The organism is Verrucosispora sp. CNZ293 (genome assembly GCF_002754655.1).
Genome location: NZ_PEFR01000001.1, coordinates 1977549 through 1991989, shown reverse-complemented (window position 1 = coordinate 1991989; position 14441 = coordinate 1977549). Strand labels below are relative to the sequence as shown.

General features: G+C 73.2%; 12 protein-coding genes and 2 pseudogenes. 8 read left to right on the top strand and 6 right to left on the bottom strand.

The window, feature by feature from the left end; all coding sequences use genetic code 11:
- The first annotated feature begins 101 nt into the window (after window positions 1-101).
- The 5 genes from CLT74_RS09105 to CLT74_RS09080 all read left to right on the top strand — a co-directional run bounded on the left by CLT74_RS09105 (window position 102) and on the right by CLT74_RS09080 (window position 3749).
- On the top strand, window positions 102-713 hold the full coding sequence (locus CLT74_RS09105; protein ID WP_099846151.1) for a winged helix-turn-helix domain-containing protein: 612 nt from the start codon (window positions 102-104) through the stop codon (window positions 711-713).
- A gap of 175 nt (window positions 714-888) precedes the next feature.
- Window positions 889-1515 (top strand): uridine kinase, encoded by a 627-nt coding sequence (locus CLT74_RS09100; protein WP_099846150.1) that lies wholly within the window; start codon window positions 889-891, stop codon window positions 1513-1515.
- Between the two features lie 136 nt (window positions 1516-1651).
- Window positions 1652-2050, top strand: a complete 399-nt coding sequence (locus tag CLT74_RS09095) for a TraR/DksA family transcriptional regulator (RefSeq protein ID WP_099851628.1) — start codon at window positions 1652-1654, stop codon at window positions 2048-2050.
- 45 nt (window positions 2051-2095) lie between these two features.
- Window positions 2096-2971, top strand: coding sequence for a DUF72 domain-containing protein (locus CLT74_RS09090; protein ID WP_099846149.1), 876 nt, complete (start codon window positions 2096-2098; stop codon window positions 2969-2971).
- Between the two features lie 349 nt (window positions 2972-3320).
- Window positions 3321-3749 (top strand): DUF2267 domain-containing protein, encoded by a 429-nt coding sequence (locus CLT74_RS09080; RefSeq protein ID WP_099846147.1) that lies wholly within the window; start codon window positions 3321-3323, stop codon window positions 3747-3749.
- A gap of 75 nt (window positions 3750-3824) precedes the next feature.
- Here CLT74_RS09080 and CLT74_RS09075 read toward each other — a convergent pair whose 3' ends face one another.
- A complete protein-coding gene (locus CLT74_RS09075) occupies window positions 3825-4562 on the bottom strand; it encodes a PIG-L deacetylase family protein (protein WP_199172147.1) in 738 nt (245 codons plus the stop codon).
- A gap of 207 nt (window positions 4563-4769) precedes the next feature.
- On the opposite strand from CLT74_RS09075, the gene CLT74_RS09070 reads away from it, so the two are divergent.
- Window positions 4770-5012, top strand: a complete 243-nt coding sequence (locus tag CLT74_RS09070) for a hypothetical protein (protein WP_099846145.1) — start codon at window positions 4770-4772, stop codon at window positions 5010-5012.
- 9 nt (window positions 5013-5021) lie between these two features.
- Window positions 5022-6317: pseudogene (locus CLT74_RS09065) on the top strand (cupin domain-containing protein); the annotation flags it as partial.
- 231 nt (window positions 6318-6548) lie between these two features.
- Here the strand turns inward: CLT74_RS09065 and CLT74_RS31225 are convergent.
- From CLT74_RS31225 to CLT74_RS09040, 5 genes and pseudogenes are all read right to left on the bottom strand, one after another.
- Window positions 6549-7205 (bottom strand): annotated as a pseudogene (locus CLT74_RS31225) (hypothetical protein); the annotation flags it as partial.
- Window positions 7202-9871 carry an FtsK/SpoIIIE domain-containing protein gene (locus tag CLT74_RS09055; protein ID WP_099846144.1) on the bottom strand — a complete coding sequence of 890 codons (2670 nt, stop codon included), beginning with the start codon at window positions 9869-9871 and terminating at the stop codon, window positions 7202-7204. The gene CLT74_RS09055 and the pseudogene CLT74_RS31225, both read right to left, overlap by 4 nt.
- Window positions 9864-10931, bottom strand: a complete 1068-nt coding sequence (locus tag CLT74_RS09050; protein WP_099846143.1) for a hypothetical protein — start codon at window positions 10929-10931, stop codon at window positions 9864-9866. The genes CLT74_RS09055 and CLT74_RS09050 overlap by 8 nt, the downstream gene beginning before the upstream one ends.
- An 8-nt stretch (window positions 10932-10939) precedes the next feature.
- A complete protein-coding gene (locus tag CLT74_RS09045) occupies window positions 10940-11200 on the bottom strand; it encodes a hypothetical protein (protein ID WP_099846142.1) in 261 nt (86 codons plus the stop codon).
- Between the two features lie 147 nt (window positions 11201-11347).
- A complete protein-coding gene (locus CLT74_RS09040) occupies window positions 11348-11737 on the bottom strand; it encodes a hypothetical protein (protein ID WP_099846141.1) in 390 nt (129 codons plus the stop codon).
- Window positions 11738-11877: 140 nt separating this feature from the next.
- Here CLT74_RS09040 and CLT74_RS09035 point away from each other — a divergent pair, with 140 nt between their 5' ends.
- Window positions 11878-14436, top strand: coding sequence for an ATP-dependent Clp protease ATP-binding subunit (locus CLT74_RS09035; RefSeq protein WP_099846140.1), 2559 nt, complete (start codon window positions 11878-11880; stop codon window positions 14434-14436).
- Window positions 14437-14441: the final 5 nt, after the last annotated feature.

The following is a 14441-nucleotide window of genomic DNA, read 5'->3' as shown; positions in this document are numbered from 1 at the left end:
TGCAACGCAGCCGCCCCTTGACCCTCGCACGGGCGCCGGGAAGCATCGATAGAGCGGCGTCCCGGGGCCGTGGGGAAAACCCGGACCAGCCAAGGAGGACCATGTCGGTCAGCCCCGCTTCGTCGCGTGCCGGATGGCATACGTCCCAACCCGCGGTGCCCGGTCGGCCTCCCGGCGGTCAGCGTCGTCCCGCCAACACCGCCGCCCCCGTCCTCACGGTGACCCTGAGCATCCCGCTGGCCTGCGAGGAGTCGCTGACGCCGGCCGCCCGTCGACTGCTCGAGGCGGCGCGGGAGATGCTGGAGCGGGGCGAAGGCACCATCACCACAGTCGGTCCGGTCGTCCCGGAACGCCGTGCCGAGGCCGTGCCGGCGGGCCGGACGCCGACGCGACAGCTCGCGCCCGCCTTTCCGACCCTGCACATCCTGGCGTCCTCCCGGTCGGTGCTGCGCGACGGTGAGCCGCTGCCGCTGACCCGGCTGGAGTTCGACCTCCTGCTGCACCTGGTCGCGAACCCCCGGCGGGTCTTCACCCGACTCCAGTTGCTCAACGCCGTCTGGGGTTACGAGCACGCCGGGGTACGCACGGTCGACGTGCACGTGCGTCGGCTACGCGGCAAGGTCGGCGTGGACGTTCCGCTGGTCACCACCGTCTACGGGGTCGGCTACCGGCTGGCCGACGACGCCCGGGTCACCCTCGACCGCGCCGGCTGACCCGCCACCGCGCCGGCTGACCCGCCACCGCGCCGGCTGACCCGCCACCGCGCCGGCTGACCCGCCACCGCGCCGGCTGACCCGCCACCGCGCCGGCCGGATGGTCGGGAAGCGACGCGGATCCCGCTCGGTCGGGACGGGCGTGTGAGCGCCGGCCAGCGGGCACCATTGTCGGATGCGCGTGCGTCCCATCTCACCGCCGCTGCTGGTCACCGAGCTGGCCGACCGGCTCGCCGGCGCGGCGTCGACCGGGCGGCTGCGGGTCGCCGTGGACGGTGCGCCGGCCGCCCGCCCCGACGACCTGGCCGAGGCCCTGGTCGACCCGCTGCGCGCCCTCGGCCACCCGGTGCTGCACGTACGGGCCGACGACTTCCTGCGCCCCGCCTCGGTACGCCTGGAACGGGGTCGAACCAACCCGGACGCGTACTACGAGGGCTGGGTGGATGAGGCCGGCCTGCGCCGGGAGGTGCTGGACCCGGCAGGGCCGGATGGGCACGGCAGGGTGCTGCCCTCGCTCTGGGACGCCCGGGCGGACCGGGCCAGCCGGGCAGCGTACGTCGACCTGCCGCCCGGCGGTGTGGTGCTGGTCAGCGGCGCGTTCCTGCTCGGCGGCGGGCTGGCCTTCGACATCGTGGTGCACCTGGAGATGTCGGCCGCCGCGCTGCGCCGGCGTACCGACCCGGAACTTGCCTGGACGCTGCCCGCCTTCGACAGGTACGCCGCCGAGGTGGCCCCCGCCAGCTTCGCCGACGTGCTGGTCCGGGTGGACGATCCGCGCCGCCCGGCGTTGGTGAATCCGTGAACCTGTCGGTTTGAGCCGTGGACAACGAGGGTAAACGCGGGGCTCACAGCGCCCGGGTGCGATGACTTGGGCGTTATGACCGGGTGCGGACCGACCCGCCCGCGCAGACCATATGGCCCAGGAAAGGCAGGCAGCGATGCTCGTCCACGACACGGTCGGCACGAGCCGATCCCAGGCGGAGATCGACCAGATCCGGCTCTCCCTGCAGGCCCGCCACGACGAGCTGACCGAGGAGTACCAGCAGGCGGTGCAGCAGAGCCAGGTGCTGCGGCTCGTCGAGGTCGGCGACACCGCCGGCGACGACCAGGCCGACAGCGGCACCAAGACGGCCGAGCGGGACACCGCGCAGTCGCTGCTGCGGACCATCCTGGACCGTCGCGCCCAGTACGAACATGCCCTCGCCCGGCTCGCCGAGGGCACCTACGGCTTCTGCGAAGGCTGCACCGCGCCGATCCCGGTTGAACGGCTGGAGATCTTCCCGTCGGCCACCACCTGTGTCACCTGCAAGCAGACCCGCGAACGTCGGGCGGCCTGACCCGTAACGGTTGCCGGTCGGTCCGGGACACGGTGAACTCCACCCATGGGCGAGATCATGGTGGGCACCGCCTCCTGGACCGACCGGACCCTGCTGGACTCGGGCTGGTATCCCCAGACGGCTGACACGCCGGAGAAGCGGCTGGTCTACTACGCGCGCCAGTTCCCGCTGGTCGAGGTCGACGCCACCTACTACTCGCCACCCGCCGAGCGCACCGCGAAGCTCTGGGCTGAGCGGACCCCGGCCGGTTTCACCTTCAACGTGAAGGCGTTCAGTCTGCTCACCGGTCACCCCACCCGGGTCAGCGCGCTCTACAAGGACCTGCGACCGGATACCGACAAGCGCAACGTCTACCCCGACGATCTGCCGCCGCAGGCGTACGAGGAGGTCTGGACCCGTTTCCTCAGCGCCCTCGACCCGCTCGTCGAGGCGGGCAAGCTCGGCGCGTTGCTGTTCCAGTTCCCGCCCTGGTTCACCATCCGGCGGGACAACAAGCAGTACCTGCTGGAGGTGACCCGCCGGTGCGCGCCGCTGCGCCCGGTGTTCGAGTTCCGGCACGCCTCCTGGTTCGACGGCGACAACGCCGCGGAGACCCTCGACTTCCTGCGTGAGCACCAGCTGGCGTACGTCAGCGTGGACATGCCGCAGGGCCACCGCTCCTCGATCCCGCCGGTGCTGACCGCCACCTCGGACCTCGCGGTGGTGCGCTTCCACGGCCACAGCGACAAGTGGACCAGCAAGGACATTCACGAGAAGTTCGGCTACCACTACTCCGCGCGGGAGCTCAAGGACTGGGCGCCCAAGCTCCGCGAGCTGGCCGGCGAGACCGAGCAGACCCACGTTCTCATGAACAACTGCTACCGCGACTATGCCCAGACCAATGCCCAGCAACTCCAGGCCCTGCTCACCGGGACCGACTGACCGCCCCGCCTCCACCAGGGAGCCGGGCAGGCGAGCGGGCGGGTGGATTCTCACCCGTACGGGGTGAGGACGACTCACCCGGGCGGTGCGGAGCATGGTGGCAGCGGCGCGGGTGCTCCGGTGATCGTCCGCGCGGGAGCGACACCACGGAGGTGGCAGGCGATGACCGTTCGGCTGGTACCGCACCGGCGGCGCAATGCCGTCCTGCGCATTGTCGGAGCGTCCGAGCCGCCTCGGCGGCTGGCAAGCGTCGGGCGGGACAGCCCGATCCGGAACCGGCGTGGCCCGGCGGGTCCGCCGCGACGCCACGACGACCGACGGTGGGAAACCGACAGACAGGGGTGGACAGATGGCTGAGCAGTTCCAGTCCGCGATCGAGTCCTCGATGGACAAGACCAACCTGATCCTGAAGGACATCGAGAAGGCGTACGGATGGCCGAAGGAGCAGCGCAACCAGTCGTACGCCGCGTTGCGTACCGTGCTGCACCTGCTGCGTGACCGGATGCCGGTGCAGGAGAGCGTGGAGTTCTCCGCCCAACTGCCGATCGTGGTGCGGGGCATCTACTTCGACGGCTGGCAACCGCAGGACGTCCCGATCAAGCTGAACCGGGACGACTTCCTCTACGAGGTCCGCCAGGGCTTCCCGTACGACGTGGCGGGCGGTCCGGAGCGGGTGGTCCAGGTGGTGCTGGACACGCTGCGCCGGCACATCACCCAGGGCGAGTGGGATGACGTCAAGGACACCATGCCCGCCGACCTTGCCCGGATCATGCCCTGACCGGGCGCGTCGCGACCCGCCCCACCGTGGGGTGGGTCGACGCCTGCCGGCTCGACCCCGGATGCACCTGCTGGGTCACCAGAGGTCGAAGTGGAACACCTCGAACGAGGTGCCGTAGCGCACGCCCAGCCGCGCCCCGACCGGCCGCGCACCGCCCTCCAGGAACTCCTCGGCGTCGAAGCTGCCGTCACCCAGACCGGTCAGGTACGCCTCGTGGGCCAGCAGCGACGCGACCCCTCGGTCGAACGTGTCGGTGGTGTCCACGCCGTGCCGGGAACGCGGTGACGAGGCGGCCCACACCTGCCGTACCCGGCCCCACGGCTCGACACCGTCGGTCAACTGCTCCGGGAAGATCCAGCGGTTGCCGGCGTCGCGGACCGCGTCCAGGGTGGCCCGGCCCACGGCGATGTGGTCGGCCTGGTTGAGCACGTCCGCGCCGTCCCAGGTGGCCCGGAAGTTGTTGGTGATGACGATCTCCGGCCGGTGCCGGCGGACCACCGCGGCCAGTTCGCGGCGCAGCGGCACGCCGTACTCCAACACACCGTCGGGCAGGCCCAGGAACTCGACAGTGTCCACGCCCACCAGCGCCGCCGATTCCCGCTGCTCCTGCTCGCGTACCTCGCGGGCACGCGGTGGCGGCATCCCGTCGATGCCCGCCTCACCACTGGTGACCAGGCAGTAGACCACCTGCTTGCCCTGCCCGGTCCAGCGCGCGATGGCGGCGGCGGCACCGAACTCCAGGTCGTCAGGATGAGCCACGATCGCCAGGGCGCGTTGCCAGTCCTCGGTCACCGGCTCCAATGGTTCGGTCATCGGCACCTCCGTCGGCGTGTTCGGCCCATCCTGTCACTTCCCGCTCGCCGGTGCCCGACGCCGGACTGGCGAAGCGGTACATGCCGGATGGTTCGGGCGATTACGGTAGGACGAGGTGTGGTTAGAGAAGATCGGGAGCGGGGTACCACCCGCGGCAGGACGCACCCGACCGACGGCGGCGGGGGCGGGTCAATCCGAGGGAGCACGATGCCACTCAACGACGATGACATGCAGACCACCAGCGGCGGCGCGGCGGAGGGCCCGGCCGACGGCGGCGCGACTCCGGGTCAGCACGACGGCGGCGCGGACGGCAGTGCCGAAGGTCCGGCCGACGGCGGCGCGACTCCGGGTCAGCACGACGGCGGCGCGGACGGCAGTGCCGAAGGTCCGGCCGACGGCGGTGCCACTCCGGGTCAGCACGACGGCGGTGCCGACGGCGCCGCCCGGTAACGGATCGCCATGACGCATCTCGACCCGCCGGGCGGCCACGGCCGCCCGGCGGCTCCGTCACCGTCCGACCTCGACCAGCCTGCGGATCGGACCTCGGCCGCTGCCGCGTTGGCCCGCTGCGTCAGCGTGGAGGCGGCGAAGTTCGCCGCCGCCCACTGGGGGCGTACCCCACTGTTGTCCCGCGCCGCCGAGCTGCCCAACCCGGCCGGCTTCACCGATCTGCTCAGTCCCGCCGACGCCGACGAACTGCTCAGCCGGCGCGGTCTGCGTACCCCCTTCCTGCGGGTGGCCAAGGACGGCCAGGTGCTGCCGGCGGCGCGGTACACCGGCGGTGGCGGCGCCGGCGCCGAGATCGACGACCAGGTCCTCGACGAGAAGGTCCTCCAGCTGTACGCCGACGGCGCCACCCTGGTGCTGCAGGGGCTGCACCGCACCTGGCCGGCGTTGATCGACTTCACTCGGGACCTGAGCCTCGCGGTGGGGCAGCCGTTGCAGGTGAACGCTTATCTGACCCCGCCGGACAGCCAGGGCTTCGCCACCCACTACGACACCCACGACGTCTTCGTGCTCCAGGTCGACGGCCGTAAGCACTGGCGCATCCATCCGCCGGTGCTGCCCGACCCGCTGGAGCGGCAGCCGTGGGGTGGCCGGGCCGACGAGGTCACGGCCACCGCACAGGGGCCGGCCGCGCTGGACGTGGTCCTGGAACCGGGTGACGCGCTCTACCTGCCCCGGGGGTGGCTGCACAGCGCCCAGGCGCAGGAGTCCAGCTCACTGCACCTGACCGTGGGCATCCGGGCGTTGACCCGGTACGCGCTTGTCGAGGAACTGCTCGGGCTGGCCGCCGAGGACCAGCGACTACGGGCGACCCTGCCGTTCGGCACCGACGTGGCCGATCCGGACGCCATCGAGCCGGAGCTGACCGAGACGGTCGAGGCGCTGCGGGAGTGGCTGCTGCGGGCCGATCCGGACGCCGTGGCTACCCGGCTGCGGCAGCGGGCCTGGTCGGCGTCGCGCCCGGCACCGATCCGGCCGCTGGCCCAGGCCGCCGCGATCACCGCGTTGACCGCTGACAGCCGTGTCATGGCCCGTAGGGGCCTGCGCTGGCAGCTTGTCGGCGAGGGGGATCGGGTGACGCTGCGCCTGTTCGACCGCACGATCACCCTGCCCGCGTCGTGCGAACCGGCCGTGCGGGCCCTGCTCGCCGGCCCGTCGATCCGCGTCGGCGACCTTCCCGGCCTGGACACCGACGCCGACCGCCTCACCCTCACCCGCCGCCTCCTCCGCGAAGCCACCCTCACCCCGCCTGAACCCCGCCCACCACCCCACCCCACCCCACCCCACCCCGTCGATCTTGCACTTATGGTCGCCGGATTGTCCGCTATGCCCCGTCTCATCCCGACAAGAAGTGCAAGATCGCCGGGAGCGGGAGCGGGAGCGGGAGCGGGAGCGGGAGCGGGAGCGGGAGCGGGAGCGGGAGCGGGAGCGGGAGCGGGAGCGGGAGCGGGAGCGGGAGCGGGGGTGGTTAGGGGAGGGGAGGGTTAGGAGGAGGAGGGTGGTGGTGAGGCCGGCGATGACGACGATGAGGACCGGGCGGGGGCTCAGCACGGCGTGGCGACGGTCGGCGATCAGGCGCGCCGGAATCAGGCCCAGCACCGGGCCGAGCAGCGTCACCACCAGGGCCAGCACCGGCAGGCCGACAGCCAGGTCCCCGTCGCCGCGCGCACCGAGGGCGCGGGCGACGGCACCGAGGGCGTACGCCAGCACCGCACCGGCGACGCCGCACATCGCCAGCAGCGGGTTGACGTTGCCCGGCAGTTCACCGGGCTGACGGGTACGGCGCAGCAGGTCGCGTACCCCGTCCAGCAGCACGGTTGGGTCGCCGGTGGCCTCCGGCGCGGGTGCCGGTGGTGCCCCGGCCCGTCGCCCGCCACCGCCCAGCCGGGCGTTCAACTCCTGCCACAGCACCGTCGCCTCGGCATCCACCCGTTCCTGTGCCTCGCGCGCGGCGGCCAGCTCCCGCTCGGCCCGGTTCACCTCGTCGGCGGACTCGGCCACCGCCCGGTCCGCCGCCGCGCACTGCTGTTCGTACCAGTCCTGGGCCTCCTCGCGCTGCTCCCGCACCCGGGCCGTCAACTCGGCGAGCCGGCGCAGCTGGGCGGTGTACGACTGGCTGGTGACCGGTTCGTTCATCGTGCCGGTCCGTACGGGATGATGGTCTGCCCGGTGCGGTGCACCGCCCGGTCGAAGAAGAGCCCACGCCACGGGCGGGGGTACCAGTCCGGCCCACCGCTGCCCGGGTACAACGACGGGCCCAGCTCCCCGCCGTGGGTGTCCAGCGCCACCCAGGCGCCGATCTGGTCGGTACGCGCGCCGGTACCACCCAGGTCGGCGCGCATCCGGGCCACCCCGCGCCACCAGGCCAGCACGTGCGTGCGCCGCTCCGGGCCGTCGTGCAGGATCCGGCGCAGGTGTTCCAGCCCGGTGGCCCGGCCGGTGCGGGCGGCGAGCGTACCGGCCGCCGCGTCGACGGCGAACAGCAGCAGGTAGTGGGGTGCCCCGGTGGCGCCGGGCGCGCCCAGGGCGTCAGCCGTCTCGGCCATCAGCTCGGCCACTGTCTCCTCGTCGTACCAGGCGGCGTCGTCGGCGAGGTCCTCGTAGAGGGCCCGGGCCGCCGGGTCGGCGTCCGGATCCAGGCAGGCGATCGAGAAGCGGGCGCTGCCGGGGCGGTGCTGGCGGGCCAGCGAGCGGGCCGCCGCGTCCAGCACCGCGCACGCCTCGTCGACCCGGGTGCCCAGCACGGCCAGGTTACGGCCCGGTGCCCGGGGCAGCCGCAGCACCGCCGAACGGGCCTGCACGTCGATGATCTCGCCGAGCAGTGCGACAGGCCCCCGGGGCGTACCGACCTCCGGCGCGCGCAGCGCCCGGAAGTCCGGCGCGTCGGCCAGCCGTGGCACCGCGTCGCCGTCGAAGAGGCGGGCGGGCGACGCCTCGGCCGGACGCATCCGCCACAGCCGGTGTTGCAGGTCGCTCCACGTCTCCCAGTCGCTCGCCGACGGGATCCGGGCCACCTGGTTGCCCTCGGTCAGACCAGACTCGGCGTTGACCACGGCGTGGAACTTGGGCAGCGACTGGGCGGCGTCGTTGCGTTCGGCGAGGATCCGCAGCGCCTTCGGCAGCGCGATCCGCAGGGTGAACTGGGCGACCAGCGCCGGCCGGCCCCACAGCGCCTCGATGCCGCGTACGTCCTGCGAGGCCAGCACCAGGTGAATGCCCTGGGAGCGGCCCCGGCGGGCCAGGTCCTCCAGCAGGTCGGCCGCCTCCCGGGCGACCGCGTCGCGGCCGGCCAGCAGCATCTGGAACTCGTCGACCACCGCGACGATCCGGGGCCAGTGCCCGGTCGGGTCCACCTGCCGCAGCTCGGCCAGCTTGGTGACCTCGTGCTTCTTGGCCGCGTCCGCCCGCCGGCGCAGCTCCTCGGCCAGGAAACGTAGCAGCGCCAGCCCGAACTCCCGGTCGGTGTTGACGTTGATGCCGACCAGCCGCATGTGCGGCAGCCAGCTCGGGTCCCGCCGGCCCTTGGCGAACCGGGCGAAGGACACCCCCTCCTTGAAGTCGAGCAGGTAGAACTCCAACTCGGCGGGGGAGTAGCGGGCCGCGAGGGCCCCGATCCAGGCGAAGATCAGGTTCGTCTTTCCGGTGCCGGAGGGCCCGCCGATCAACGCGTGCGGTGGATAGTCGCCGAGGGTGAGCAGCACCGGCCGGCCCTGCGGACCCTCACCGATCGGCGCGGTCAGCCCGGTCGCCGAGTCCTCCCGCCACATCTGGTCGGCCGGCGGCAGCAGGTCGGTGAACGGGGTGGGGGCCGGCCCGGCGCTGACCACCGAGGCGATCTCCCGACAGGTCTCGGTGACCAGGGTGGCCGGCGGGGGCGGGTCGAGCCGGACTGGCAGGCGGCCGATCCGGGCGCCGTCGGCGGTCACCGTCACCCGGGTCACCGACGGTTCGTCGGGCACCGGCACACCCCGCACGATCAGGTGTACGCCGCAGGCGACACCGGCACGTACCACCCGGTCGAGTTGACCGCGCTCGTGCCGGGACAACTCCTCGCCGCCGAGCAGCACCGCCACCCGCCACGGCTCGGGGCGGCGTCCCGTCGCGGCGGCCAGCTCGCGCAACGAGGCGTGCTCGCCGGCCAGCACTGTCTCGTTGATCCGGCGGATCTGTTCCACCAGGTCGTCCAGCAGCCGACCCAGGCCACCCGGGCCGACGAAGGTGAGCAGCCCGGCCGGACCCAACGGGGCGAATCCGGCCAGCCCACCGCCGAGCCGGTCCGGGTCGTAGCCGACCAGCCGGACGTTGCCCGGCGCGGCCCGACCCAGGCTTCGCAGCAGCAGCGCGGCGACCACGGCCGCACACCCGTCGGCGTCCCCGTCGAGCGTGACGTGCCCGGCGTCGAGCAGCGGCACGAGCGCCGGTACCGGCGCGGTGCCGGTCAGCCGGACGGTGCCGATCCTCGTCGCCCCCGGCGCCTCGGCCCGCTGGGCCGGGGTCGGGCGCCACCCGGGCCAGTCCGACGAACCCGCGCCGGGCGCCTCCCGGGCCGCCGCCTCGGCCGCCTCCCGGGCCAGCACCGCCAACCGTGCCGCGTGCCGGGAATCGATCTCGGCGAGGCGGCGGTCGCGTTCGGCCCCGACCCGCTCCGGCACACCTGCGGCGGCCTGGCGTACCCGCACCGCCCGCTCACGGGCGGCGGTCAACGCGAGATGGGCGGCGGCCGACCGGTCCCGGGACGCGCCAAGTGCCTCGGCGAGCAGTTCCCGGACCCGGGTGACCAGCTGGTTGCGCCGGTCAGCCATCGATCCCGCGCCTCGGCCGGCCGATGGACCCGTCGCCGGAGGTGGACCGCGACGGTGCGCCGGACCACGGTGTCGTGCGACCACCCCCGGAGCTGACCGGCCCGGCGGGACGAACGGGCTCGGGACGCCGGCCGGGCTCCGGCTCACCGCCCCACCCGGTCGGGCGGCCACCTGGTGCTCGGCTGGTCGTGGGCCGGTCGGCACCGGTACCGCCGGCCGTCGACGGCAGGTCGCGGCCGAGGCGGTCGAGCAGGACCCCGGTGAGCACCCCGGCGGTGACCGCCGGATCGGCGGCGTGTTGCTGCTCGCCCTCGCCACGGCGCGGCGGCGGCATCCGGCAGACCCGGCTGAGCAGCGTGTCCAGCACCGGGGCCGGCAGACCGGGAAGCAGATCGCGGACCCGACCGTCCAGCTCGCGGTGCAACCGGGCCAGGTCGTCGCCGCGTGGCGGATGGCCGAGCAGCTCGCTGGCGAGGTCGCGGAGCAGCGGCGGGGCCACGGCGGCCAGGCCGAGTCCGACGTCGGCGTGCGCGCCTCGCAGGTCGCGGTGCAGCCGGTCGCGGTCACCGGCCCGGACGCCGCGTACCACCCGGTGCAGCAGTTCGCGGGAATCGGCGACGCGCTCGTCAGGTTGCTCGGCCGGGCCCTCCCGCCCACCCGTCAGTTCGGCCACCCGCACCGACCACCAGCGGCGCAGCCGCACCTCACCGGCCGGCTCCGGAGCGGCGACCTGCGGTTCGGCCGCCCCGGGCGCGTCGTGCACCGGCTGCCGCTGCGGCTGCCCGGGGGGCGGTGGCGCGCCGTCGGGGGCCAGCCCGATCGCGGCTAGGTACGCGGTCAGTTGCTCCTGGGCCAGCCGCAACGCGTAGCCGGCGGTCTCCGCGTGCTCGGTGGCGGCGGACAGCTCCGGCACCCCCATCGGATCTGCCGACTCCTGACGTACCCAGCGCAGCCGCTCACTGGCCAGGCCGAACTTCTCCAGCGCCTGCCCCAACAGCCCCAGCGGCAGTTCCTCGGCGGCGGCGCGGACCTGTGCGCCGACCTCCTCGACGATGGACACGCCCGCCCCTACAGCGTCGAGACGTACTGTTGGGCCTGCTCGACCGCGACGAGCGTCGCGGCGAGGCACTCCTCCAACTCCTGGCTGGCCTGGGTCAGTGACGCCTGCGCCGCCTCGACAGTGGTGTGGCCGCTGCCCTCCAACGCCCCGGCGAGGGTCTGCTGTGCCTCGGCCAGTTTCTCGCCCGCGGCCTGCACGGCGCTCTGACCGTCACCGATCTGCTGAAGTGCGATATCGATGGCTGCCTTGAGCTCGGCGACGCTCGCCACGCGGAACCTCCTGGGGGCGGGGAGGACTCCATTAGAGCCTATGCCGGTAGTGGACCGAACAGGTGCCCTGTCAGTGTTCCTGCCCCGCTGACCGGTTGTCGACCGCAGCGCCCGTCGGTCCGATCAGTGGGACCGGTGGCCGGGCGCTCACCCACCGCCACCACCTGTCAACCAGCGGGGACCGTGCACCTCGGCGCCATGTGCGGTGACCCGCTCCCGCAGCTCCCGGTCGGCCGTCACCACCACCCGTCGCCGCTGCCCGGCGCCGGCCACCAGGTCGACCACGGCGTCGTCGCCGGAACCGTCGGCGGACACCACGCGTACCCCGTCGACGCCCGGCACGTCCCGGGCCGCGCCCTCCACCACCAGCACCACCTCGACGGGGGGCGGCAGGTCCGGGGGCAGACCCCGCCCGCCCACCGGAACGAGCGTGTCCCGTAGTCGGGCGGTCGCGCCGGCCCGGTCGCGCCACCAGCCGTTCGGGCGCGAGCCCACCACGTTTGCGGCATCCACGATCAGCAGCGGTGTCGGTTCCATCCGTCAACCCTGCCATCCGTTCGGCCGACCCGCCGGGTAGCCGCGCCGGGCCGAGGGCCGGGGCCCGGTGGTGGCGTTTGTCCGGCCGGGGGCTGGGTAGCCCGTGCCGACCGTCTCGCGCCCGACCGCGGAGGACAGACATGATTGGACCCGGTGACTTCGGCTCCGACCCGTGGGACGAGTTCCTGGCGCGGTACTTCGGTCGGGGCGAGGGCGGGCGACGCCCGGCGCACCGGGTCGACATCACCCGGCTGATGACCGCGGACGCGCGGGAGATGCTCGCCGACGCGGCGCGTCGGGCCGCCCAGAAACAGAGCAACGACCTGGACACCGACCACCTGCTCTGGGCGGCGTTGCAGCGCGAGCCGCTGCGCGACCTGGTCCGGCGGGCGGGCGCGGACCCGGACACCCTGGTCAACGCCCTGGGCGGACGGGGCGACGGTGCCCCACAGGGCGAGGTCCCACCGAACCTGTCACTGACGCCGGCGGCCAAGCGGGCGCTTCTCGACGCCCACCAGCTGTCCCGGGCGATGGGTGCCAACTACATCGGGCCCGAGCACATCCTGATGGCCCTGCCGTTGAACCCCGAGTCGCCCGCCGGCCGGATGCTCGCCGCCGGACGTATCCAGCCGGAGTCCCTGCAGGCCGCCAACGCCGAACGCGGCCCGGCCGGCGGCCCCCGCCCCGACCGGGGCACGCCCACCCTCGACCAGTACGGCCAGGACCTCACCGACCTGGCCCGCAACGACCAGATCGACCCGGTGATCGGGCGCACCGACGAGATCGAGCAGGCGGTGGAGATCCTGTCCCGGCGTACCAAGAACAACCCGGTGCTCATCGGTGAGGCAGGTGTCGGCAAGACCGCGATCGTGGAGGGCCTGGCGGAGAAGATCTGCGACGGCGACGTGCCGCAGACGCTGCTCGGCAAGCGGGTGATCCAGCTCGACCTGGCCGGCCTGGTCGCCGGCACCCGCTACCGGGGCGACTTCGAGGAACGGCTGAAGAAGGTGATCGACGAGATCCGGGCCCACCGGGAGGAGCTGATCATCTTCCTGGACGAGATCCACACCCTGGTCGGTGCGGGCGGGGCGGGCAGCGAGGGCGGCATGGACGCGTCGAACATGCTCAAGCCGGCGCTGGCCCGGGGCGAACTACGGGTGATCGGTGCGACCACCCTCGACGAGTACCGACGCACCATCGAGAAGGACGCCGCGCTCGCCCGGCGGTTCCAGCCGGTGTTCGTCCCCGAACCGACGGTCGAGGACACCGTTGCCATCCTGCGCGGCCTGCGGGACCGCTACGAGGCACATCACCAGGTGCGCTTCACCGACGAGGCGTTGGTGACCGCGACGGAACTGTCCGACCGCTACATCACCGACCGTTTCCTGCCCGACAAGGCGATCGACCTGATCGACCAGGCCGGCGCCCGGGTCCGGCTGCGTACCCGGACCCCGGACGCCGACGTGCGTGACCTGGAACAGCAGCTTGAGGAGGTACGGCGGGACAAGGAGCAGGCGGTCGCCGACGAACAGTACGAACGCGCCTCCGCGCTGCGCGACCGGGTCGCCGAGCTGGAGAGCCAGGTGCACCGGGCCCGGGGCGACGACGGCAACGGCAACGGCAGCCAGGTGCCGGAGGTGGGGCCGGAGGAGATCGCCGAGGTGGTCTCCCGGGCCACCGGCATCCCGGCCAGCCAGCTCACCGAGGAGGAACGGGACCGGCTGCTGCGGCTGGAGGGCCAGCTGCACGAGAAGGTCGTCGGGCAGGACGACGCGGTCACCGCGGTCGCCGAGGCGGTCCGGCGCTCCCGTACCGGCCTGGCCGACCCGAACCGGCCGATGGGCAGTTTCCTGTTCCTCGGCCCCACCGGCGTCGGCAAGACCGAACTGGGCCGCGCGCTGGCCGAGGCGTTGTTCGGTGAGGCGGACCGGATGGTCCGGGTGGACATGAGCGAGTTCCAGGAACGGCACACGGTCAGTCGACTGGTCGGCGCTCCGCCCGGCTACGTGGGGTACGAGGAGGCCGGCCAGCTCACCGAGGCGGTCCGTCGCCGCCCGTACGCGGTGGTGCTGCTCGACGAGATCGAGAAGGCCCACCCGGACGTGTTCAACATCCTGCTGCAGGTGCTCGACGACGGACGGCTGACCGACAGCCAGGGCCGCACCGTCAACTTCAAGAACACCGTGCTGATCATGACGAGCAACATCGGCTCCGAACTGATCACCGGCGCGCAGCGGGCGGTCGGCTTCGGCGCCGGCGAGCCGGGCAGCGCCCAGGAGAGCGACGAGCTGCGGGAGCGGCTGATGCGCCGGTTGCAGGAGAACTTCCGCCCCGAGTTCCTCAACCGGATCGACGAGGTGATCATCTTCCGGCGGCTGGAGGCCGAGCAACTGCGGCAGATCACGGAGCTGCTGCTGGAGGAGACCCGCCGCCGGCTGCACGCCCAGGACATCGAGGTCGAGTTCACCACCGCCGGCATTGACTGGCTCGCCGAGCACGGCTACCAGCCCGAGTTCGGTGCCCGGCCGCTGCGCCGGGTGATCCAGCGGGAGGTCGACAACCACCTGTCCCGGATGCTGTTGGAGCAGCAGATCTCACCCGGTCAGCGGGTCACCGTCGACGCCCGGGACGACCGGCTGGCCTTCGACGTCTCGGCCGGCCGGGGTCACGCGAGGGCGACGACCTCGCATCCCCGCTGACCGGA

Bases quoted from the DNA above. Each gene is read 5' to 3' on its own strand.
- CLT74_RS09075 (WP_199172147.1), bottom strand. From the start codon at position 4,562: ATGACCGAACCATTGGAGCCGGTGACCGAGGACTGGCAACGCGCCCTG.
- CLT74_RS09040 (WP_099846141.1), bottom strand. From the start codon at position 11,737: ATGGAACCGACACCGCTGCTGATCGTGGATGCCGCAAACGTGGTGGGC.
- CLT74_RS09095 (WP_099851628.1), top strand. From the start codon at position 1,652: ATGCTCGTCCACGACACGGTCGGCACGAGCCGATCCCAGGCGGAGATC.
- CLT74_RS09035 (WP_099846140.1), top strand. From the start codon at position 11,878: ATGATTGGACCCGGTGACTTCGGCTCCGACCCGTGGGACGAGTTCCTG.
- CLT74_RS09055 (WP_099846144.1), bottom strand. From the start codon at position 9,871: ATGGCTGACCGGCGCAACCAGCTGGTCACCCGGGTCCGGGAACTGCTC.
- CLT74_RS09090 (WP_099846149.1), top strand. From the start codon at position 2,096: ATGGGCGAGATCATGGTGGGCACCGCCTCCTGGACCGACCGGACCCTG.
- CLT74_RS09100 (WP_099846150.1), top strand. From the start codon at position 889: ATGCGCGTGCGTCCCATCTCACCGCCGCTGCTGGTCACCGAGCTGGCC.
- CLT74_RS09080 (WP_099846147.1), top strand. From the start codon at position 3,321: ATGGCTGAGCAGTTCCAGTCCGCGATCGAGTCCTCGATGGACAAGACC.
- CLT74_RS09105 (WP_099846151.1), top strand. From the start codon at position 102: ATGTCGGTCAGCCCCGCTTCGTCGCGTGCCGGATGGCATACGTCCCAA.
- CLT74_RS09070 (WP_099846145.1), top strand. From the start codon at position 4,770: ATGCCACTCAACGACGATGACATGCAGACCACCAGCGGCGGCGCGGCG.